General features: G+C 60.0%; 15 protein-coding genes and 1 pseudogene. 10 read left to right on the forward strand and 6 right to left on the reverse strand.

Translation table 11 applies throughout. From position 1 onward, the window contains the following. Window positions 1-94: 94 nt before the first annotated feature. From ACP7E6_RS21395 to ACP7E6_RS21405, 3 genes and pseudogenes are all read left to right on the forward strand, one after another. Entirely contained in the window at window positions 95-964 is an 870-nt protein-coding gene (locus ACP7E6_RS21395; protein WP_426231731.1) for a hypothetical protein, read from the forward strand. 537 nt (window positions 965-1,501) lie between these two features. Beyond that, window positions 1,502-2,131 (forward strand): hypothetical protein, encoded by a 630-nt coding sequence (locus ACP7E6_RS21400; RefSeq protein ID WP_426231732.1) that lies wholly within the window; start codon window positions 1,502-1,504, stop codon window positions 2,129-2,131. Continuing rightward, window positions 2,104-4,809, forward strand: a pseudogene (locus ACP7E6_RS21405) (efflux RND transporter permease subunit); the annotation flags it as partial. The gene ACP7E6_RS21400 and the pseudogene ACP7E6_RS21405, both read left to right, overlap by 28 nt. 438 nt (window positions 4,810-5,247) lie before the next feature. Here the strand turns inward: ACP7E6_RS21405 and ACP7E6_RS21410 are convergent. Then, window positions 5,248-6,258 (reverse strand): amino acid ABC transporter substrate-binding protein, encoded by a 1,011-nt coding sequence (locus ACP7E6_RS21410; RefSeq protein WP_426231733.1) that lies wholly within the window; start codon window positions 6,256-6,258, stop codon window positions 5,248-5,250. A gap of 103 nt (window positions 6,259-6,361) precedes the next feature. After that, window positions 6,362-9,415: an aminotransferase class III-fold pyridoxal phosphate-dependent enzyme gene (locus tag ACP7E6_RS21415; protein WP_426231734.1), complete on the reverse strand. Its 3,054-nt coding sequence runs from the start codon at window positions 9,413-9,415 to the stop codon at window positions 6,362-6,364. Between the two features lie 127 nt (window positions 9,416-9,542). Here ACP7E6_RS21415 and ACP7E6_RS21420 point away from each other — a divergent pair, with 127 nt between their 5' ends. Then, on the forward strand, window positions 9,543-9,977 hold the full coding sequence (locus ACP7E6_RS21420) for an Lrp/AsnC family transcriptional regulator (protein WP_060509122.1): 435 nt from the start codon (window positions 9,543-9,545) through the stop codon (window positions 9,975-9,977). 386 nt (window positions 9,978-10,363) lie between these two features. Continuing rightward, window positions 10,364-11,656, forward strand: coding sequence for an NCS2 family permease (locus ACP7E6_RS21425; protein ID WP_426231735.1), 1,293 nt, complete (start codon window positions 10,364-10,366; stop codon window positions 11,654-11,656). Window positions 11,657-11,789: 133 nt separating this feature from the next. Here ACP7E6_RS21425 and ACP7E6_RS21430 read toward each other — a convergent pair whose 3' ends face one another. Then, window positions 11,790-12,407 carry an HAD family hydrolase gene (locus ACP7E6_RS21430; RefSeq protein ID WP_426231763.1) on the reverse strand — a complete coding sequence of 206 codons (618 nt, stop codon included), beginning with the start codon at window positions 12,405-12,407 and terminating at the stop codon, window positions 11,790-11,792. Window positions 12,408-12,674: 267 nt separating this feature from the next. Here ACP7E6_RS21430 and ACP7E6_RS21435 point away from each other — a divergent pair, with 267 nt between their 5' ends. Further along, the gene (locus tag ACP7E6_RS21435; protein ID WP_426231736.1) at window positions 12,675-13,094 is read left to right on the forward strand and encodes a GNAT family N-acetyltransferase; all 420 of its coding nucleotides are present in this window, start codon (window positions 12,675-12,677) and stop codon (window positions 13,092-13,094) included. 153 nt (window positions 13,095-13,247) lie between these two features. Here the strand turns inward: ACP7E6_RS21435 and ACP7E6_RS21440 are convergent, their stop codons facing one another. The 3 genes from ACP7E6_RS21440 to puuE form a co-directional block, all read right to left on the reverse strand. Next, the gene (locus ACP7E6_RS21440) at window positions 13,248-13,616 is read right to left on the reverse strand and encodes a YciI family protein (protein ID WP_426231737.1); all 369 of its coding nucleotides are present in this window, start codon (window positions 13,614-13,616) and stop codon (window positions 13,248-13,250) included. Between the two features lie 142 nt (window positions 13,617-13,758). After that, window positions 13,759-14,244, reverse strand: coding sequence for an ureidoglycolate lyase (locus ACP7E6_RS21445; protein WP_426231738.1), 486 nt, complete (start codon window positions 14,242-14,244; stop codon window positions 13,759-13,761). 11 nt (window positions 14,245-14,255) lie between these two features. Continuing rightward, on the reverse strand, window positions 14,256-15,674 hold the full coding sequence (puuE, locus tag ACP7E6_RS21450) for an allantoinase PuuE (protein ID WP_426231739.1): 1,419 nt from the start codon (window positions 15,672-15,674) through the stop codon (window positions 14,256-14,258). 165 nt (window positions 15,675-15,839) lie between these two features. Here puuE and uraH point away from each other — a divergent pair, with 165 nt between their 5' ends. Genes uraH through xdhC form a run of 4 tightly spaced genes read left to right on the forward strand, consistent with a single transcriptional unit; the run spans window position 15,840 to window position 20,877 of the window. Next, a complete protein-coding gene (gene uraH, locus ACP7E6_RS21455; protein WP_426231740.1) occupies window positions 15,840-16,199 on the forward strand; it encodes a hydroxyisourate hydrolase in 360 nt (119 codons plus the stop codon). A 3-nt stretch (window positions 16,200-16,202) separates the two neighbouring features. Then, on the forward strand, window positions 16,203-17,678 hold the full coding sequence (xdhA, locus tag ACP7E6_RS21460; RefSeq protein ID WP_426231741.1) for a xanthine dehydrogenase small subunit: 1,476 nt from the start codon (window positions 16,203-16,205) through the stop codon (window positions 17,676-17,678). An 11-nt stretch (window positions 17,679-17,689) separates the two neighbouring features. Continuing rightward, window positions 17,690-20,026 (forward strand): xanthine dehydrogenase molybdopterin binding subunit, encoded by a 2,337-nt coding sequence (gene xdhB / locus ACP7E6_RS21465; protein ID WP_426231742.1) that lies wholly within the window; start codon window positions 17,690-17,692, stop codon window positions 20,024-20,026. Between the two features lie 5 nt (window positions 20,027-20,031). Continuing rightward, window positions 20,032-20,877, forward strand: coding sequence for a xanthine dehydrogenase accessory protein XdhC (gene xdhC / locus ACP7E6_RS21470; protein WP_426231743.1), 846 nt, complete (start codon window positions 20,032-20,034; stop codon window positions 20,875-20,877). Window positions 20,878-20,887 lie beyond the last annotated feature (10 nt).

Here is a 20,887-nt window from a genome sequence, read left to right on the forward strand (position 1 = left end):
CGTTCCCTAGTTGAGCGTAGCCACTCAGAGCAAGTTGGCGACCCACGGCGTAAGGTGTATTGTTTTGCGCATTGGTCCAAGAGGGGGAATTCCAATGTTCCGACTGATATCATTTTTCTTCCCCGTATTTTGCTTGGCCATCACGCCAGCAGCATTTGCGGCACCAGCAGACAGTGAATTCAGCAAATACGTTCTAGAGGCGGTCGAAAGAACGTATCGAGATCACGGCGGACTCGGGTACGGAGACTCGGCGCTCACACACGATCTTCAATTTGGGGACAACGGTACAATCAAGGCGTCCTCCGCCGCTCCCCTAACGATGTGCGTAGCCGCTCAACTTGAGGTGCTTATTCAAGCCCTTAACGGGTATGCACAGGTCACCAGGGACAATGCTCCATTTCACTTTCTTCCAAAAGGCTATTGGGAAAAACTGAGACCTCGTTATCTACGGGGCATGATTTGGCAGGTGGAGAACAGTAATTCTTCCGGCTTTGGCTACGCGGTCGATCAGATGGGGATGGGAAAACGGGTTGCGTTCAAAGATTTGTTTCCTGGCGCGTTCGTGAACTTTAATCGAGCTCGCAGCGGTCATGCAGGAGTATTCCTGAATTACCTTGATAAGAATGGAAACGAGCTTTCCGCGTTTTCCGCCCAAGTAGCGGGCTTCAAATACTTCTCCTCGCAAGGCATGAACAAGCCCAAGCCCATTTCAGGCATGGGGTACCGCTACGCGTTTTTCAGCGATGTCACCTGTCCTGCTACGCTCCCTGATGGTCATTTGCGCGATTGCGGCGTTCTGCGCTCCGACAGATACCTGACGGGAGGCTACGTGTTGATGCCTCAAGATTGGAACGGCGATAAGGCGAACGCCGCGGTCCTGTCAAACAACAACGCAACGGACCCGATTCTGACCACGGAGGGAGTCTTTAATGCTAACTACTTCAATGGTGAGACGACGGATTGACCTTGTCGCCGTTTTGATCGTGCTTGCAGCGACGGGATCTGCCGCTGCCTACGACTTCACTTTGAGCGACGTGAAGACAGAGATGGAGCTCGTCCAAGACTTTGCGGATGGTACTCTAGATACGTCCGCATTGTCTGAACGAGCGAGACAGGGGCTTGAGCGACCATTGGGGGCCCCCAACAGCCTTGAGATTATCAAGGGACGTCTAGAGGAGATTTGCCCAACTGTGTCCGTTACCAACGAATACGGCCACCAGTATCAGTTTAGGTCTAAGCATGAAGGCGGGTTGGCCGATTGGATCGTCACGACGCCTTCAGACGTCGGAACACAAATCGACGGTGTCCTGATCTTTGTTGTCCCATCCGGGTCCGGGCAGTCTGTAAACGGCCCGCCAGCGATCCTCCCACCAATGCTACCGGGAGCACGAAAACTACCACCGGGTAACCTTTGCCTCTCGCCAAGCAAGCTAAGCTTGCTTGAGCAGCGGGAAAAGGAAGCTTGTGAGCAGTGGCCCGATTTATGTACTGATCCGCCGAAATGAACTTGCTTGGTCGTCGCCAGTTTTGCCTGTGCCTAGCGTCATTGCCAGTCGCCTTCGAAGACTCCGCCGAAAGGGAAGCTACACACACTTGCGGTTTGTCTTTTGATGCCCAGCAATCTTCGGTGGACAAATCGACGATCAAACCCCTCGACTTCGCCAAACAAAACTATGCCAACGGGCTCGTTATGATTCTCGATGATCTTACGACGTACCTTGGCATCAACCTCGAGCTATTCACCTATTACGATGGTGAATCACCGAATGCGGCGTTTACCCGAGACCTGACGTACCGTCCGCCAAGCTGGACAGGTGCTGCGACTGCGACGGACGGGATAATCCTTCTAGGGGAAAATCTAATTAAAGAGATGGAAGCCTACTTTGGCACTTTAGGGGCACCGCTTACGGCACTCTGCGCCCACGAAGCTGGGCACGCGCTGCAAGCCAAATACAATCTAGGCAATTGGAAGAGTTACACAACTAACCCTGAGGATGACCACCACCAAGATCGTTATGAGCTCTGCGCTGACTTTATTTGTGGATACGCTGCATGGCACCGACAAACTATCGATTCTGGCTATCCGGCCGGATTGCAGGCAACGACCCAGTCGTCACCCTGCATTCGCTGAGCGGCGAAGGCTACAGCTATCCGGAACTGAAGACATTCGCCATCCAGGCGCGCGACATGCTGTTGACGACGCCGGGCGTCGAAAAGGCCGTGATTATCGGCGATCAGCCGGAAAAGATCTATATCGACATTTCCTCCGCGGTGCTTGCGTCGCGCGGCCTGACGCTTGCCGATGTGCAGAACGCCATCAAGGGACAGAACACTGTCGATCCGGCTGGCTCCGTCGATACCGGCACCCGTTCGGTGCGTGTATCCGTCGAAGGTGGACTGACCAGTGCTGCCGATATCCGCGAGCTGCGCCTGCGCTCCGGCAACGAGGTGACGCGGCTTGGCGACATCGCCGCAGTCTCGTCCGGCCTTGAGGATCCCTATCAGCGCAAATACCGCTTCAATGGCGAGGACAGCGTCCAGATCGGCGTGGTCATGGCCAAGGGCTACAAGGTGACGGATGTCGGCGCTGCGGTCGAGGAAACCTACAAGCGTTTCGAAACCGCGCTTCCCTACGGCGTCAAGGTCGATCAGATCGCCGATCAGCCGGAAGTTGTCACCGAGGCCGTCGGCGAATTCATGAAGGCGCTCGGCGAGGCGCTGGTGATCGTGCTGATCGTTTCGTTCGTGTCGATCGGCTGGCGCTCGGGCCTTGTCATCGCCATTGCCATTCCGCTGGTGCTGGCTGCCACCTTCGCCATCATGTATGAGCTGGGTATTGACCTGCAGCGCATTTCGCTGGGGGCGCTGATCATCGCGCTGGGTCTGCTGGTCGATGATGCCATGATCGTGGTCGAATTGATGGAGCGCAAACTGGAGGAGGGGCTGGACAAGCTCGATGCTGCCAGTTTCGCTTATTCTTCGACGGCATTCCCGATGCTGACCGGCACGCTGATCACCACAGCGGGCTTCATCCCGGTCGGTTTTGCGGCCTCCACTGCCGGTGAATATGTCCGATCGCTATTTTATGTCGTCGGCATCGCGCTGGTCGTCTCCTGGTTCGTCGCCGTCTATTTCACCCCTTGGCTCGGCTACATGATCCTCAAGCAGCGCGCCCATGCCGGAAGCCATCACGACGTCTTCGACACGCGCTTCTATCGTCGCCTGCGCGCCACCGTCGGCTGGGCCGTGCGCCACCGTGTGATCGTTCTGTCGCTGACGCTCGTCACCTTCGTCGCCAGCCTCTGGGCATTCCAGTTCATCCCGAAGAACTTCTTCCCGCAATCGTCGCGCCCTGAAATTCTCGTCGATCTCTGGCTGCCGGAAGGCACCAGCATCAAGGAAGTGGAAACCCAGGCCAAGGCACTCGAGGCGAAAATACTCGACGACACCGACAAGAAATTCATCGCCACCTATATCGGCGAGGGCGCGCCACGCTTCTTCCTGCCGCTCGATCAGCAGCTGCGCAATCCGAATTTCGCCCAGCTTCTCGTCATGGCCAATGATGAGCCGGCCCGCGAACGGCTGATCGTCAAGCTGCGCACCATTCTTGCCCAGGACTTCCCGTCCATCCGTAGCAAGGTCGATCGCCTATTCCTCGGCCCTCCGACCGGCTGGCCGGTCCAGATGCGGATTACCGGACAAGACCGCGCCGAAGTCCGCCGCATTGCGGATCAGGTGAAGGCGAAATTCGCCGAAAATCCCCAGCTCGGTGCTATCCATGATGATTGGCTTGAGCCGGTGCCAGCAATGAAGCTGGTGATCGACCAGGACCGTGCCCGTGCACTCGGCGTCTCGTCGCAGCGCATCCGACAGATGCTGCAGGCAACGATGAGCGGGGCGCCGCTTGACGATTTCCGTGATGGCGAGGAAACGGTGTCCATCGTTGCCCGCGAGCCGGATGCGAACCGTCATCTGCTGTCGGCCGTGCATTCGATCTATGTCCCGACCGATTTTGGCAGCTACGTGCCACTGTCGCAGGTTGCCAAGGTCGTGCCTGTTCTCGAACAAGGTGTCGAATGGCGCCGCAATCGCCTGCCGACGATCACGGTGCGCGGCACGCTGCCCGATGGCGTGCAGCCCAATGATGTGGCCATGAAGATGTATGCCGACCTGAAACCGCTGCGCGATAGTCTTGCGCCCGGTTATGCAGTCGAAATCCAGGGCGGTGCGGAAGATGCGGCCGAAAGCCAGCAGTCGATCGCCGACAAGGCGCCGGTCATGCTTGCGGTCATCGTTGTGCTGCTGATGATCCAGCTGCAGCATTTCGGCAAGGCGATGCTGGTTCTGGCAACCGGCCCGCTCGGCATTATCGGTGCCGCCGCCGCCCTGCTAATCAGCGGCGCACCGTTCGGCTTCGTCGCGATCCTTGGCGTCATCGCGCTGCTCGGCATCATCATGCGCAACTCGATCATCCTCGTCGATCAGATCGACCAGGACATCGCCGCGGGCATGGAGCGGACGGAAGCGATCGTCGGCTCGGCTGTGCGGCGTTTCCGGCCGATCGTGCTGACGGCGATGACTGCGGTTCTGGCGCTGATCCCGATTTCGCGCGGGGTTTTCTGGGGGCCTCTCGCCTATGCGATGATGGGCGGTATCCTCGTTGCCACCGTTCTGACCATCCTCGTTCTGCCGGCCGGTTATGCGCTGTTTTTCGGAAAGCAGCCGGAGAGCAAGATTGCCGAACCGGAGCCGGCAAGCGATGAGACCGAAGGGACCGTCCACTATCCTGCCGCGATCGCAGCGGAATGATAGTCCTCCCTCAAATGGCACCTGCAGCAGATGCTGCGGGCGTAGCCATGCAATGCCCACCGAACACAGGATGTCGGCATTGAAACGATTTATGCCAGGGAAAGCCATCTGCTAAGCGCATAGCGCATGGCTGCTCTGCAAAATTCTGCCTACGAATTAAGCGGAAACAATGTATATTGAACTCATCGAAGTGATGCACCTCCTCCCGCAAAGCTTCGATATGTAAGTGGCCTCACTCCTCCTCCCAGAGGGCACTTGCGGAATGGCAACACTCCTCCTCCCAGTTGCCATTCGGTTCTATTCGAAAGCCTGCCGCACCTCCTCCCGCGGCAGGCTTTTTCGATTCTGGGCCTCTTTATTTCCGTCTCCCACGCCGAATACAAAAAAACCGCCGCGAAGTTTGACCTCGCGACGGCTCGGGCAGTTTATGCGTTTCGATCAGCGAAGCGGCGGTGCGTAGACCAGGCCGCCATTGTTCCACAGGTTGTTCAGGCCACGCTCGATCTTCAGCGGGCTGTCCTTGCCGAGATGGCGTTCAAAAACTTCGCCATAGTTGCCGACGGCCGAGATGGCCTGGAAAGCCCATTTCGGATCGAGGCCGAAGTTCTTCGAAATCGCGCCGTCTGCGCCGAGAAAGCGCTTCTGCGCCACGGTGCCGTCTTCAGCCGTTTTGGCCGCATTTTCCTTGGTGATGCCGAGTTCTTCCGCCTCGATCATCGCGAACAGGGTCCAGCGAACGATCTTGAACCATTGCTCGTCCCCCTGGCGGACGGCCGGCCCAAGCGGCTCTTTGGAGATGACCTCGGGCAGGACGATGTAGTTGTCGGGATCGGTCAGCGTCAGCCGTTGGGCATAAAGGGCGGAAGCATCCGTCGAATAGACGTCGCATCGGCCGGTGCCGAAGGCCTGCACGGTCTGGTCGGGCTTTTCAAAGGCAATCACGTTGTACTGGATGCTGTTGGCGCTGAAATAGTCGGCCATGTTCTGTTCGGTGGTGGTACCGGTTTCGGTGCAGACCGAAGCGCCGGACAGTTCCTTGGCGCTCTTTACGCCCAGATCCTTGCGGATCATGAAAGCCTGGCCATCATAGTAGTTGGCGCCGACAAAGCTCATGCCGAGATCGGTATCGCGCGACAAGGTCCAGGTGGTCTGGCGCGACAGAAGATCGACTTCACCCGATTGCAGGGCGGCGAAACGCTCCTTGGTGGAAAGCGGCACATATTGCACCTTGCTGGAATCGCCGAGCGTCGCTGCTGCCACAGCACGGCAGAAATCGACGTCGAAGCCCGCCCATTCGCCCTTGTCGTTCGGGCTCGAAAAGCCCAGTACGCCCTGGCTGACGCCGCAACGAAGCGCACCGCGCTCGCGGGCGATATCAAGCGTGCCCGCCTGTGCTGCCGTGCCCGCCAGCGTTGCTGCGGCCAATAGTCCAAAAATTGCTGATTTCATGGTTTCGTTCTCCTCCGGTTTTTAGTCGCACGTATTCCGTCCGGGCAGCGCCAAGCGCTGCCAAGCTCTTCGTTCATTCGTCCTCTCATATTCGCCGGGGCTGTCAGCCCCGGGCAGTAACTGCCTCGAATGTTTCCTCGAGCACGGCCAGCAGATGGTCGGCGTCGCGCCTTGAGAAGACCATAGGCGGCCGCATCTTCAGCACATTGTCATGTGGCCCTTCGGTGCCCATCAGCACGCCGCGCTGACGTGCGCCGTTCGAAACGGCCCGGGCGAAATCCGTCGCTGGCGCCTTGGTCTTGCGGTCGGTCACCAGTTCGATGCCGAGGAAGAGCCCCATGCCGCGCACGTCGCCGATCACCTCGTAGCGCTCCTGCATCGCCCGGAACCCGGCCATCAGGTAATTGCCGATCCTCAGCGCGTTTTCGCGAAGGTTCTGGCCCTCGATGACGTCGAGCACGGCGAGACCGACGGCGCAGGAGACCGGGTTACCGCCGAACGTGTTGAAATATTCCATGCCGTTGTCGAAGCTGTCGGCGATCTCGCGGGTGGTCACGACAGCAGCCAGCGGATGGCCATCGCCGATCGGCTTGCCCATGGTGACGATGTCGGGAACGACGCCCTGTTCTTCGAATGCCCACCAGTGGCTGCCCACCCGGCCGAAGCCGACCTGAACCTCATCGGCGATGCACACACCGCCTGCGCCGCGGATCATTTGGTAGACTTGCCTGAGATAACCTTCCGGCAGAAACACCTGACCGGCGACGCTCGGGATCGATTCGGCGATGAAGAAACCCGGACCTTCGCCCCTTGCCTGCATCTGCGCGATCAGTTCGGCGACGCTTTCGGCGTAACGCTTGCCATGTTCTTCAATCGGCCAATCGGCCGGGGCGCGATAGCTGTCTGGAACCGGCGCCACATGCACATGCGGCTTCTTGTCCTTGCCGCCCTTGCGGCGGAACTTATAGGGGCTGATCTCGATCAGCTCCTGCGTCGTGCCGTGATAGGCCCAGTCCAGCACGATGGCGTTTTCCCGGCCGGTATGGGCGCGCATCATCCGGAGCGCCAGGCTGTTGGCCTCCGAGCCGCTGTTGACGAAACCGGCAACCGTCAGCTCCTTCGGCAGCGTCGCGGTCAGCCGTTCGGCATAGGCAACGATATTGTCGTGCAGGTAGCGCGTGTTGGTATTGAGGGTCGCTGCCTGCCGCGCCATCGCCTCGACGACGGCCGGATGCGCATGGCCGATATGGCAGACATTGTTGAAGCAATCGAGATAGGCCCGGCCGCTGTCGTCGATCAGCCAGACCCCGTCGCCACGCACGAACTTAATCGGCTTGTCATAGGAAATCGACAGGTTGGGGACCAAAAGCTCCTTGCGCAGCTTGACGATCTCGTCATGCGATCGCCCGGTTTTTGCATAGAATTCCGGTGCGATGCCGGCAAAGGCGTTGGCATGGGGGAAAAGCTCGGCCCAGACATCGAGATAGCGTTCTTCGCCGACGCCGAGGATTTCCGTGGCGGAAAGCCGGGTATCGACGGAGAGCTGCAGGTGCAGGTGCGGCGCCCAGCCTCCGTTTTCCGCCGGAGCGCCCATCTCGCCGACCAGCGCGCCGGCGTCCAGGCGGTCGCCCGCCTTCAACCGGCCCAGCGCTTCATGGGCAAGATGGCCCCAGAGGCTGATGAAGGCCGGGCAGCCCTCGGGTTCATGGCGCAGAGCAATCAGGCAGCCGTAGCCGAGCGGATCGGGCTCGATCTCGACACTGACGACCGTGGCAGCGATCGGTGTGTAGAGCCTAGTGCCTGCGGCCATGAACAGGTCGAGGCCGAGATGACGGATGCGGCGAGTGTCTTCGATCAGCCGCGATACGAACATATCGCCGGAATAGACCGTGCGTGCCTCGCCCCAGGGACCGATGCCGAGATCGACGCCCCGTTCGGCGCAATAGGCTTCCCAGATCGCCTGCGCCTCGTCCGGCTGTTCGCCGGCGGACTTGACCGTCATCGGATGCTGCGGATCGGCATAGGGAATCAGGGCAGCCGGATAAGTTGCGGCGGGACGGTCGAGCAGCGGACGCAGCGTCTTCCGGTTTGCCTCGATCCAGGCGGTGACGGCGCGTGTGCCCGGCGTTGCCTCGAAACCGCAGGCATGCCGCAGGATTGCGGTGGCAAAACGCGGGTTTATCGCATCGAGTTTACGCAGCAGCGTCCAGGCCGGCTTTTCGCTGATGGCGAGATAGGGATTGCCGCCGGTATGGGCACGGCGGGACGCTGAGATCGTCACGGATGTGACGAGCCGCATGGCGATCAGATCGAACAGAAGATCGAGTTCCTCTTCGAGCAGCGGATACTCGGCATGGAAACCGCGGGCGATATCAGCGGCAGCGCCGATCGGATCGGCATGGTCGAGCCCGGCATAGGCGGCAGCGATAGCGACCTCGGCGATGACGGGAGCGTAGAGCGCATCGCCGAGATCGATCAGGCCGGCGATCCGGTCGTGATCATCATCGGCAACCAGCACGTTCCAGTCATTGGCATCGTTGTGGATGACGGCCGAGCGCAATTTCGGCAGTCTCGGCTCGACCACCGTTTCGAACCGGGTAAGGAAGCGCTGCAGAAGTGCGCGGTCGTCTGTGCCGGCAATATGGTGCAACCGCTCAGCGGAGCGGCCGGCATTGCGAATATTCCAGTCGAGATCGCGCAACGCGCCTGGGTGCATGAAGCCTTTCAATGCAGCATCGAACCGGCCGAGCAGACCGCCAAGCGATGTCAGCGCTTCAGAACTGCGGGCAGACTGTGCCAGCGGCGTGCCCGGCACCCAGCCGACAAGGCGCAGCAGATGGCGCACACCATGTATGCTGGTCGTTTCGCCCAGGCTTGCGCCTGAGATCGTCGGGCGGATATGGGGAACGGGCAGGTCGGGCGCATGTTCACCGACATGGCTGAGAAGCGCCGTCTGGAAATCGCTTTCTACCGGCGGTTCGGCGGCGTTGACGATCTTGAGGATGTAAATCCCGCCGGTGCTGGCCGCTACCTTGAAGTTCTGGTCGCGTTCGCTGTCGAGCGGCGATAGCGAACCGGCGAGGCCATAGTGCTCCGCCAACAGGCGCTTGGCATCGTCGATGGAAAAATCCGGTGTGGTCTTCAGCATATCGGTCATGATGGGTCCTCGTCTGCTGTCAGAGTTGCACGGGCCGTCAAACCTTGCACCTGACAATATGCCGGTTGCACCGGCATTATGTTTATAATAACCGTCATCTTGTCGGTTCCCGGAAAGGCGCATTATCATGCAGGACACAGACGCGATCGACCGCACGATCCTAAGCATTCTGTCGCGTGAAGCGCGCATCCCGATGAAGTCGCTGGCAGGCCGCATCGGCCTGTCCAGAAGTGCAACGACCGAGCGCGTCAACCGGCTCGAAAAGGCGGGGATCATTCGCGGTTATCGTGCCGATATCGGGCAGCTCGACGAAGGCCAGGTCCATGCCTTCCTGCTTCTGACGCTGAAGAAGACCCCATCCATCGGCGTGCTCGACCGGCTGGCTGGCTTCTCCTCGGTTCGCAAGGTGTCATCGGTCAGCGGACAGCTCGATCTCGTCGTCGAAGTCGAAGTGGGCTCGATCAACGCGCTGAACGAACTGAGAAACGAGGTCGCGACGATGGAAAATGTCGATGACCTCACCACATCGATCGTTCTGCGCCGCGACATCGAACGCAGCTGAGCCATGCTTGACTTTGCTGCAAATGCTCACAAAATGATTTACGGCGTCTGCGGCAGTCGCACCGCGAATCTGACGAAAGGGAAGCGCCGCTTCCCGCCGGCCGAGCCCCGTTCCGCCAAACACTGTTCCCCCAAAAATTTGAAAGTCTTTCGTTTTCAGCGTCGAAATGGACGGCTAGCGATCTGCAGCGCGAAAACGCACAATCATAAAACCGTGAATGAGACATCCGGACTGCCGCAACGGTAGCCGGAGACTGATCGGGCAGGGGCCCTGACAAGCCGTGATGGCTTGAAGATCGGTACAGTTTTGGTTGGTTCGCCAGAGGAGAAGGCGGTTCAACCTGTGGCATGCGCCGGGAATGGATTTTTCCGGCCAAGGGAGGAAATATGTTTGAACGGCTCTTCAAGCTGAGTGAGCACAATACCACGATCCGCACCGAACTGGTTGCGGGCGTCACGACATTTCTCACGATGTCGTACATCATCTTCGTCAATCCGGATATTCTATCGACCACCGGCATGGACCGCGACGCGATCTTCGTGGCCACCTGTCTCGCCCCTGCACTCGGCTCGATCGTCATGGCGCTCGTTGCCAACTGGCCGATCGGCATGGCGCCGGGCATGGGCCTCAACGCCTTCTTCGCCTTCACCGTCGTCGCCGCACTTGGCTTCACCTGGCAGCAGGCGCTCGGCGCCGTCTTCATCTCAGGCCTGATCTTCGTCTTCCTGACGGTGACCGGTATCCGCAGCTGGCTGATCCAGGGCATACCGCATTCACTGCGCAGCGCAATTGCCACCGGTATCGGCCTCTTTCTCGGCATTATCGCACTGAAGAACGCAGGCATCGTCGTCGACAATCCGGCAACGCTGGTCGGCCTCGGCAGTCTGAAGGCAGCCGGACCGCTGCTGGCGATTTTCGGCTTCTTCGTCATCGCGGTGCTCGATGCGCTGAGGGTCAAGGGGGCGATCCTGATCGGCATTCTGGCCGTGACCATCCTCTCATGGATGACCGGCGTCAGCGAATTCCACGGCATCGTCTCGATGCCGCCGAGCATGGCGCCGACCTTCCTGCAGCTCGATATCGTCGGCGCCCTGCATGGCGGCCTGATCCACGTCATCCTCGTCTTCGTTCTGGTCGAAGTGTTCGACGCCACCGGCACGCTGATCGGCGTCGCCAAGCGCGCCAACCTGATCCAGGAAGGCAAGCCAAGCCGCCTCGGCCGCGCGCTTCTGGCCGATAGCACGGCCATCGTTGCCGGTTCGCTGATGGGCACCAGCAGCACCACCGCCTATGTCGAAAGCGCCTCGGGCGTCCAGGCCGGCGGCCGCACGGGCCTCACAGCCCTGGTCATCGCCGTGCTGTTTCTGGCAGCACTGTTCATCTCGCCGCTGGCGGCCTCCGTGCCCACCTATGCGACGGCTCCGGCTCTGCTCTACGTCGCCGGCCTGATGATGCGCGAACTGACCGAAGTCGATTGGGAAGACCTCACCGAAGCCGCACCGGCGGCGCTGACGGCCCTTGCCATGCCCTTCACCTATTCGATCGCCAACGGCCTCGCCTTCGGCTTCATCAGCTATGTCGTGCTAAAATTGTTCACCGGCAAATGGCGCGCCATCCACCCGGCCACCCTGATCGTCGCCATCCTGTTCGTCATCCGCTTCGCGTTCTTCGCGGAGTGAGATGAGGCGGCGAAGCGGCGAACGGTCGCCTCGTTTCCGACGATTTATCCACGGTATGGGCCGCAGGCGTTGCGGCCCATTTTTTACGGTAGGTCCCAGTCATCCATTGTCGCTCAGTTTCTATCATACGGCCCTAGCGCCGCGCGAGTATGTCCAGAACTATGTCTTCAATATTTGCGTCAGGCCAATGCTCGGAATGGAGCAGTTCCTGTGGTCGGGTTTCACCAACGAAATAGCTTCGAGAAGCGAAGTTGAGCATTGGAATATCGCCATACGAATCCCCGACTGCCGCCAAGGACGCCCGTTTCATTTTGAGTTCAGCGAGTAGCGAATTCAGATAGATGGCCTTATCTTCCGGCCAGAAATGGCTGAGGGTATCGTCCTCTCGCCAGCCGGTACCAACCGCGTAATCGGCACCCAACTCTGTCGCGAGCCATTCGACTGCGAATTGCCAAGTAATCGAAACAAGGGCGATCTTTATCCCTGCAGCCTTTAGCCGGTTGAAACCTTGGGTAACCCCCGGAGCGAGACGGAGATCAGCCAGATGCTCAATCAATTTGGCCTTGCTGAAAGGAAGGTACCATTCCAGCATAGCCTCCCGTCCATTGGTGATGTCCTCACGTGAACGTAGAAGCTCGAAGGCAACCATTTCGGTTGACCGCCCAATATTTCTGCCGATGCAACCGCAGACATTTTCACCTCGGAACAGTGTTCCATCCACGTCAAAAGCTACTAATCTGATATTGGTAATTTTAACACCCGAATTTGTTCGCTCAAGACGTGTCCATGCAACCCAGGATTTTCATTTGACATGAACGAACTATGTGTTCAACCTAAAGCAACACTTGTGGTGTCCGCAGTGCCGCTCAGTCATACCCGGACTTCGGTTGTGAAAAGCAATGGGCCAAGGATCTTCCTTAGCGTTCTTCAATAGGTTCAGCCGACCTGGACAGCAGTGATTCATGCTGGGCGTGATGATAGAGGAAATCGCCAGGATAAGACGATCAGGAGATTTCGGATGGACCAGCTTGCTTACTCAATCGTGCTTCGGACCCCCTCTACAGAAGAATATCTTCATCTTCGTGCGGTGGCGGGGCTAAGCCCATTCTCGGAAGAGGCGGCAAGGAAAGGTTTGCCGGGAACTGTTTTTTCCGCATTGGTTTTGTGCGAAGGCTCCGCGGTTGGAATGGGACGGCTGATCGGGGATGGAGGTTGCTTTTTTCAGGTCGTGGACATTGCAGTTCATCCCGCACATCAGGGACGCGGGCTCGGAAAGATGATCATGAAAGCCATTATGGCGCATATAGAAAGCCAACTTCCTGCTTCAGCCTATGTCAGTCTGATCGCGGATGTGCCCGCAAACACGCTCTATGAACAGTTCGGCTTCAAGGAAACGGCCCCACGGTCTCTCGGCATGGCCTATCGTGTTGTGCGTTAGCATGATCGCAAATGGCGTGCTCTTTGCCGCCTTCAGTCATCTGCAATACCTGCCAAGCCACAGTAAATTCCAGAGACTAGGCGACGATTCTCAGCCGCCGCCGCGCTTCGCGGGCGCTCACCCACGAACTTTCGTGACCTGCGTGTCAGCTTCTCATTGCCAGTCAGCCATCTCATACAACGGCCGGATTTCGATCTCGCTTGGCCCAGGCATCGGATTGGGACAGCGTTTCACCCAGGCGACGGCCTCGTCCATATCCTTGACGTCCCAGAGCCAGAAACCGGCGACCAGTTCGCGGGCTTCAGTGAACGGCCCGTCGATGACGGTGCGGTGGGGACCATCGAAGGCAACGCGCTTGCCCGCCGAGGAGGGTTTCAGGCCGTCGGCGTCACGCAGGATGCCGGCATCGCGCAGTTCGTCGTTGAACTTGCCCATCGCCTCCATCATCGCGTTGGTTTCGGCCGTCGGCACAAAGCTCTTTTCGCTGTCTTCGGTCGCTTTCACGAGCACCATCACACGCATCGTCTGTCTCCTTGTTTGAGCCGGCCTTAATGGCCGGTCATCCTAACGACGAACGAGCTTTTCGGAAATCGACATCGTCCTGCAAATTTTTTGACGGTTGAAGTGCGGGCGCGCTGGATCGGCCCCAAGGATCGCGTACGGCTCACCGGATCAGGAACGGCGTATCATAAAAATGCTCTTCCAGATTGACGCCCTCACCCGCGCGGTCGACCACCGCGAAGTCGGAGAGGCCGTCGAGCGGCGTGAGGATGCCGTGCCAGACATTGCGGCCGATATTGACGCCTTGGCCGGGCGCCGTCTTGAAGGCGATCGGCTCGCCCGGCCCATCCGGCGTTTCCTCGGCAACGACAACGAGGAACGGGTGTTCGCTGAGTGGAATGAAGGCTTGGCTGCCGAAAGGGTGCCGCTCGACCATGCCGAGTTCCAGCGGCAGCGGATAAGGTTCGCCACGCAAAAGGCTGATCATCGGCCGTGCCTTCTCGCCGGTCGTCTCGATCTTGGCCAGATCATGGTAGCGAACGCATTTTCCGGCGTTGATCGGGAAATTGTGCGCGCCATCGGTTTCCAGCACCTCGCCGAAGGGGGCGAAAGCCTCGCGGGTGAGCGGTCTGATTTCGATCGTCTTCATCGTCTACGCCCTCAGTTCGGCAGCATGTCGGTTAGACGGAGCAGGGCGATCCGCTCGACCTGGCGGCAGGCGGTTTGGAATTCCGTCTGCCAGTCATTACCGATGCGACGCTGAAAGGCCGCCAGGATATCGGCCTTGCCAAGACCGCGCACCGCGATGATGAAGGGGAAGCCGAAGGTTTTGACATAGCGGCCGTTGAGAATGTTGAACTGTTCGCGCTCTGCATCCGTCAAAGCATCGAGCCCGGCGGACGCCTGTTCGCTGGTCGAGCTTTCAGTCAGCCGTTTGGCTTGCGCCAGTTTGCCGGCGAGATCCGGGTGAGCATTCAGCACCGCCAACCGCTCCGTTTCGCTCGCGCCGCGAAACACTGCCGCTAGCGCTGCATGCAGGCCGATCGCCGTATCGTTGGCTGCGCCCAATTCGCCCGCAAAGACACGCCGGGCGATCCAGTCCGAATGTTCGAAGATGCCGCCGAAGCGGGCAACGAACGCCTCTTCCGAAAGACGCGACGGACGGCTGTCATTCGACTTGAAGGGAAAGGTCTTGGCCCAATGATCGGCAATGTCGATGCGACGGGCGATCCAGACTTTGTCATGGCTCTTCACGTAATCGATGAACCGGGCAAGGGCGGCCGCGCGGCCCGGCCGTCCGGCCAAGCGGCAGTGCAGGCCGATATTCATCATCTTTGGCGCACCCTGCGCGCCCTCGGCATAGAGCACGTCGAACGTGTCCTTCAGATAACTGAAGAATTGGTCGCCGCTGTTGAAGCCTTGCGGAGTGGCAAAGCGCATGTCGTTGGTGTCGAGCGTGTAGGGAATGACCAGTTGGTGTTTGCCGCCGTGCTCGTGCCAGTAGGGCAGGTCGTCGGCATAGCTGTCGGAGACATAGGCAAAGCCGCCTTCTTCCGTCACCAGATCGACGGTATTTTCCGAACATCGGCCGGTGTACCAGCCGCGCGGCCGTTCGCCGGTGACGAGCGTGTGCAGCCGGATCGCTTCCGTGATCTGCTTGCGCTCCTCCGCTGGGTCCATGTCCTTGTGCTCGACCCATTTCAGCCCGTGCGAGGCGATTTCCCAACCGGCACTCTGCATCGCCGCCACCTGGTCAGGGGAGCGCTTCAGGGCGGTAGCGACGCCATAGACCGTGACCGGAACGTCGCGTTCGGTCAAAAGCCGGTGCAGCCGCCAGAAGCCGGCGCGGGCACCGTATTCATAGATCGATTCCATGTTCGAATGCCGCTGGCCCGCCCATGCGCTGGCGCCGACGATCTCTGACAGGAAGGCTTCCGATGCGATGTCGCCATGCAGCACGCAGTTTTCGCCGCCTTCCTCGTAATTGACGACGAATTGAACGGCGATGCGGGCTCCGTCCGGCCAGGCGGCGTTCGGTGCGATTGCGCCATAGCCCTGGAGATCGCGCGGATATCTCATGAAATCATTCCTCCCAAAATGTTCGATTGGCCGATTTCTAACCGCAAACCGCGCGCGCCATTCCCCCTCAAAATTTTGAAAGTCTCGAACGATCAGCTCGCTACCGCAGGGAAGTCTGGTGAAGGATAGTGACCGGATGAATGCAGTCTTCGGGAGGTGAAACGCATGCAATCTGGAACAGCCGGCCGGCTGACGACCCACGTGCTCGACACGGCGCTCGGCAAACCCGCCGAAAACCTGCGCATCGACCTCTTCCACATCGAAGGCGACCGTGCCGAGCAGATCGGTTCCACCCACACCAATGACGACGGCCGCTGCGATGCGCCGTTGTTGAGTGGCGATGAGATGGCATCCGGAACCTACGAGCTGCGCTTCCACGCCGGCGATTATCTCGGCCGGAAAGATGGCGAAATCGCATTTCTCGATATCATCCCCATCCGCTTCGGCATCGCAGACGTGTCGGCGCATTACCATGTGCCCCTGCTGCTGTCGCCCTACAGCTATTCGACCTATCGCGGGAGCTGAGCTATGACAGTCCAAATTCGCAGCTCCATCCGTTTTCTGCTCAATCACCGCCTGGTCGAACTCTCGGCCGTTTCGGCGGTCCAGACATTGCTCGATTTCCTGCGGCTCGACCGCAATTTGCGCGGCACCAAGGAAGGCTGCGCAGAGGGCGACTGTGGTGCCTGCACCGTGCTGGTCGGCCGCCTGCTGGATGGCCAGCTGAAATATGAATCGGTCAACGCCTGCATCCGCTTCGTCGGCTCTCTCGATGGCTGCCATATCGTCACGGTGGATTCGCTCGCCGTGCCGGGCGGCCCGCTGCATCCTGTACAGCAGGCGATGGTCGATACGCATGCCTCGCAATGCGGCTTCTGCACGCCCGGCTTCGTGATGTCGCTCTATGGGCTCTGGATGGAAAATCCGAAACCTTCGGTAACCGAAATCGAAAAGGCGCTGCAGGGCAATCTCTGTCGCTGCACCGGCTACGCCGCCATCATCCGAGCCGCCGAGGCCGTGTCGGTGATCGGCGATCTCGACAGGGATCCTCTGGTTGCAGAGCGTGCAGGGATAATTGAAAAGCTGGACGCGCTGAAGGATGGCAAGCGCGTCGAAATCGGCGAAGGTTCCGAGCGCTTCCTGCTGCCGGCCTCCGTTGACGATCTTGCCGAAATTTATGAAGCGGAGCCCGAGGCCCGCATCGTCGCCGGTTCCACCGATGTCGGTCTGTGGGTGACGAAATTCATGCGCGATATCGCGCCGGTTGTGCATCTCAGCCATCTCGATGAGCTGCGCCGCATAACCGTCGATGACACCGGCATCACGTTCGGTGCCGGTGTCAGCTACACCGAAGCCTTTCCGTTGATCGCGAAGCATTTTCCGCAGCTCGTCGAACTGTGGAACCGCATCGGCGGCCAGCAGGTGCGCAACATGGGCACGATCGGCGGCAACATCGCCAATGGCTCGCCGATCGGCGATACGCCACCGGCCTTGATCGCGCTCGGTGCTTCCGTCGTCCTGCGCAAGGGTAAGGTCAGCCGCACCGTGGCGCTTGAAAGCTTCTTCATCGAATACGGCAAGCAGGACCGCCAGCCCGGCGAATTCGTTGAGGCCGTGCGCATCCCGTTCCTCAACGAAAAAGCGCACTACGCGGTCTACAAGATTACCAAGCGGCTGGACGAAGACATTTCCGCCGTCTGCGGCGCCTTCCGCCTGGCCTTCGATGACAGCGGCAAAGTCTCCGACGCCGTGATCGCTTACGGCGGCATGGCCGGGACACCAAAGCGGGCCGACAATGTCGAGGCTGCGTTGATCGGCGCCGAGTGGACCGAGGCGACGATTGAGATCGCCATGGAAGCGCTCGGCAAGGACTATAAGCCGCTCACCGACTGGCGCGCATCTGCCGATTACCGTCTGCTGGTGGCGAAAAACCTCTTGCGGCGCTTCTATCTGGAGACTGAGGGCGATGAGCCGGTGCGGCTCGACCGCAAGCAGGCCGTGTGAGGGAGAAGACCATGAACGTCATGCAGCCCATCGACCGCATCCGCGGCGGCGTCCACGAAAACGAACGCCACGAATCCGGCCACAAGCATGTGACGGGAACGGCCGAATATATCGACGATATTCCGGAACCCGCCGGCACCCTGCACGCCTATCTCGGCCTGTCGCAGCGCGCTCATGCCGAAATTCTGTCGATCGATTTCGACGCCGTGAAATCCGCACCCGGCGTGATCGGCGTCCTTACCGCCGACGATATTCCCGGCGAGAATGATGTCAGCCCGGCGCACAAGCATGACGACCCGGTGTTTGCGACCGGCAAGGTCGAGTTCCACGGCCAGCCGATCTTCGCCGTCATCGCCGAAACCCGCGACGAGGCCCGTCGTGCTGCTGCCCAGGTCAAGATAGAGTATCGCGACCTGCCGCATGTCACCGACGTTCTGGAGGCCGCCGCCGCCAACTATCCGCTGGTCATCGATCCGCTGAAGCTGGAGCGTGGCGATATCGCTGCCGGTTTCGCCAAGGCGAAGAACATCCTCGAAGGCGAGATGCGCATCGGCGGGCAGGACCATTTCTATCTCGAAGGCCATATCTCCTTTGCCATTCCCGGCGAAGACGACGAAATTTTGCTCTACTCTTCGACCCAGCATCCGAGTGAAACCCAGCACATGGTCGGCCAGGTGCTGGGCGTCGCCTCCAATGCCGTGACCATCAATGTGCGCCGCATGGGCGGTGCCTTCGGCGGCAAGGAAACGCAGGCCAATCTGTTTGCTGCCGTCGCAGCGCTCGCAGCGAAGAAATATCACCGTGCCGTCAAGATCCGCCCCGACCGCGACGATGACATGACGGCGACCGGCAAGCGCCATGATTTCCACGTCGGCTACAAGGTCGGCTTCGACGACGATGGCCGGATCGAGGCTGTGGACGCCACCTTCTCGGCCCGCTGCGGCTTCTCGGCGGATCTTTCCGGCCCGGTCACCGACCGCGCGCTGTTCCATGCCGACAATTGCTACTTCTATCCGCATGTCCGGCTGCGCTCGCGGCCGCTGAAGACCAACACAGTTTCGAACACCGCCTTTCGCGGCTTCGGCGGCCCGCAGGGCATGGTCGGCGGCGAGCGGATGATCGAGGACGTGGCCTATGCGCTCGGCAAGGATCCGCTCGAAATCCGCAAGCTGAATTTCTACGGCGGCGAGGGGCGCAACCTGACGCCGTATCACCAGACTGTCGAAGACAACATCATCGGCCGGATCATTGAGGAGCTCGAAACATCCTGCGATTATGCGGCGCGGCGTGAGGACGTACTGGCCTTCAACGGTAAGAGCAGCGTGATCAAGCGCGGCATCGCGCTGACGCCGGTGAAGTTCGGCATCTCTTTCACCAAGACGGAATACAATCAGGCCGGCGCGCTGGTGCATGTCTATGCCGACGGGTCGATCCATCTCAACCATGGCGGAACGGAAATGGGGCAGGGGCTCTACACCAAGATTGCCCAGGTTGTGGCGGACGAATTCCAGGTCGATCTCAACCGGATCAAGGTGACGGCGACGACGACCGGCAAGGTGCCGAACACGTCGGCGACCGCAGCCTCATCCGGCACCGATCTTAACGGTATGGCGGCTGCCAATGCCGCCCAGCAGATCAAGGCGCGGCTGGTCACCTTTGCGGCCGAGCGCTGGGGCGTCAGCGAAAACGATATCGCCTTCGAGCCGAACACGATCCGCGTCGGTGCCGAGCGCATCGCCTTTTCCGATTTTATCAAGATCGCCTATGGATCACGCATCCAGCTGTCGGCTGCGGGTTTCTACAAGACGCCAAAAATCCATTGGAACCGGTCCGAGGGACGGGGACGCCCCTTTTTCTACTATGCCTACGGCGCTGCCTGCTCCGAGGTCAGCGTCGATACGCTGACCGGCGAGTATCAGGTCGATCGCACCGATGTGCTGCATGATGTCGGCAAGTCGCTCAACCCGGCGCTGGATATCGGCCAAGTCGAGGGTGCTTTTGTGCAGGGTATGGGTTGGCTGACGACGGAGGAGCTGTGGTGGGATGCCAAGGGCCGGCTGCGCACCCATGCACCATCGACCTACAAGATCCCGCTCGCCTCCGACCGGCCGCGCATCTTCAACGTCAAGCTCGCCGAATGGTCGGTCAATCGGGAGGAAACGATCCGCCGCTCCAAGGCCGTCGGCGAGCCGCCCTTCATGCTGCCGATCTCGGTGCTCGAAGCAATCTCCATGGCGGCGGCGAGCGTTGCGGAGTATCGTATCGCACCGCGCATAGATGCGCCAGCAACGCCGGAACGGGTATTGCTCGCCATCGAGCGGCTGCGCCGCGCGGCAAAGAACGGGTAAACGGCATGTCTGCCAAACGTGAAGACATCAGGGAATTCCTGCACCGCGAGCCGGACTGCGTGTTCGTCGAGGTGACGGGGGCTGCCGGTTCGACACCGCGCGATACCGATGCCTGGATGCTGGTGTCGGCCGATTGCATCTTCGGAACGGTCGGCGGCGGGCAGCTGGAATATATGGCGATCGACCATGCGCGGTGGGCTCTACGACAAGGGCGTCCGGCTGAAGCCATGCATGTTCCGCTCGGTCCGGAAATCGGCCAGTGCTGTGGCGGCCGGGTCGGGCTTTCGTTCACGAACATGAACACTGAACTCGCCATGTTTCTGGCTGCCCGCAGCGATCGCGAAATGGCCTCGCGTCCGCATGTCTATGTTTTTGGCGCCGGCCATGTCGGCGATGCTTTGGCGATGGCGCTTTCGCTGGTGCCGCTGAGGATCATCCTTGTCGATACCCGGGAGCACGAACTCTCCGCCTCCAGTGTGCCGGGTATCGAAACCTGCCTGACGGCGATGCCGGAAGCCTTGGTCCGCGACGCCCCGGCGGGCAGTTCCTTCGTCATTCTCACCCATGACCATGCGCTTGATTTTCTCATCACCGCCGAAGCGCTGCGCCGCGACGATGCCGCCTATGTCGGCATGATCGGCTCGAAGACAAAGCGTGCGACGTTCAAGAACTGGCTCTCCCGCGAAATCGGCCGTCCCGAAATTTTCGACCGCCTGATCTGCCCGATTGGTGGGACGGGGGTGAAGGACAAGCGGCCTGCGGTGATTGCCGCTCTGGCGGCTGCGGAAATCATGACGGCGGCGTTGGCAGGAGTGCAGACGAGGCAGCAAGCGTTTTCCGCCAAAGTCTGATCCACCTATC

This window comes from Pararhizobium sp. DWP3-4 (assembly GCF_049898205.1).
GTDB lineage: Bacteria > Pseudomonadota > Alphaproteobacteria > Rhizobiales > Rhizobiaceae > Pararhizobium.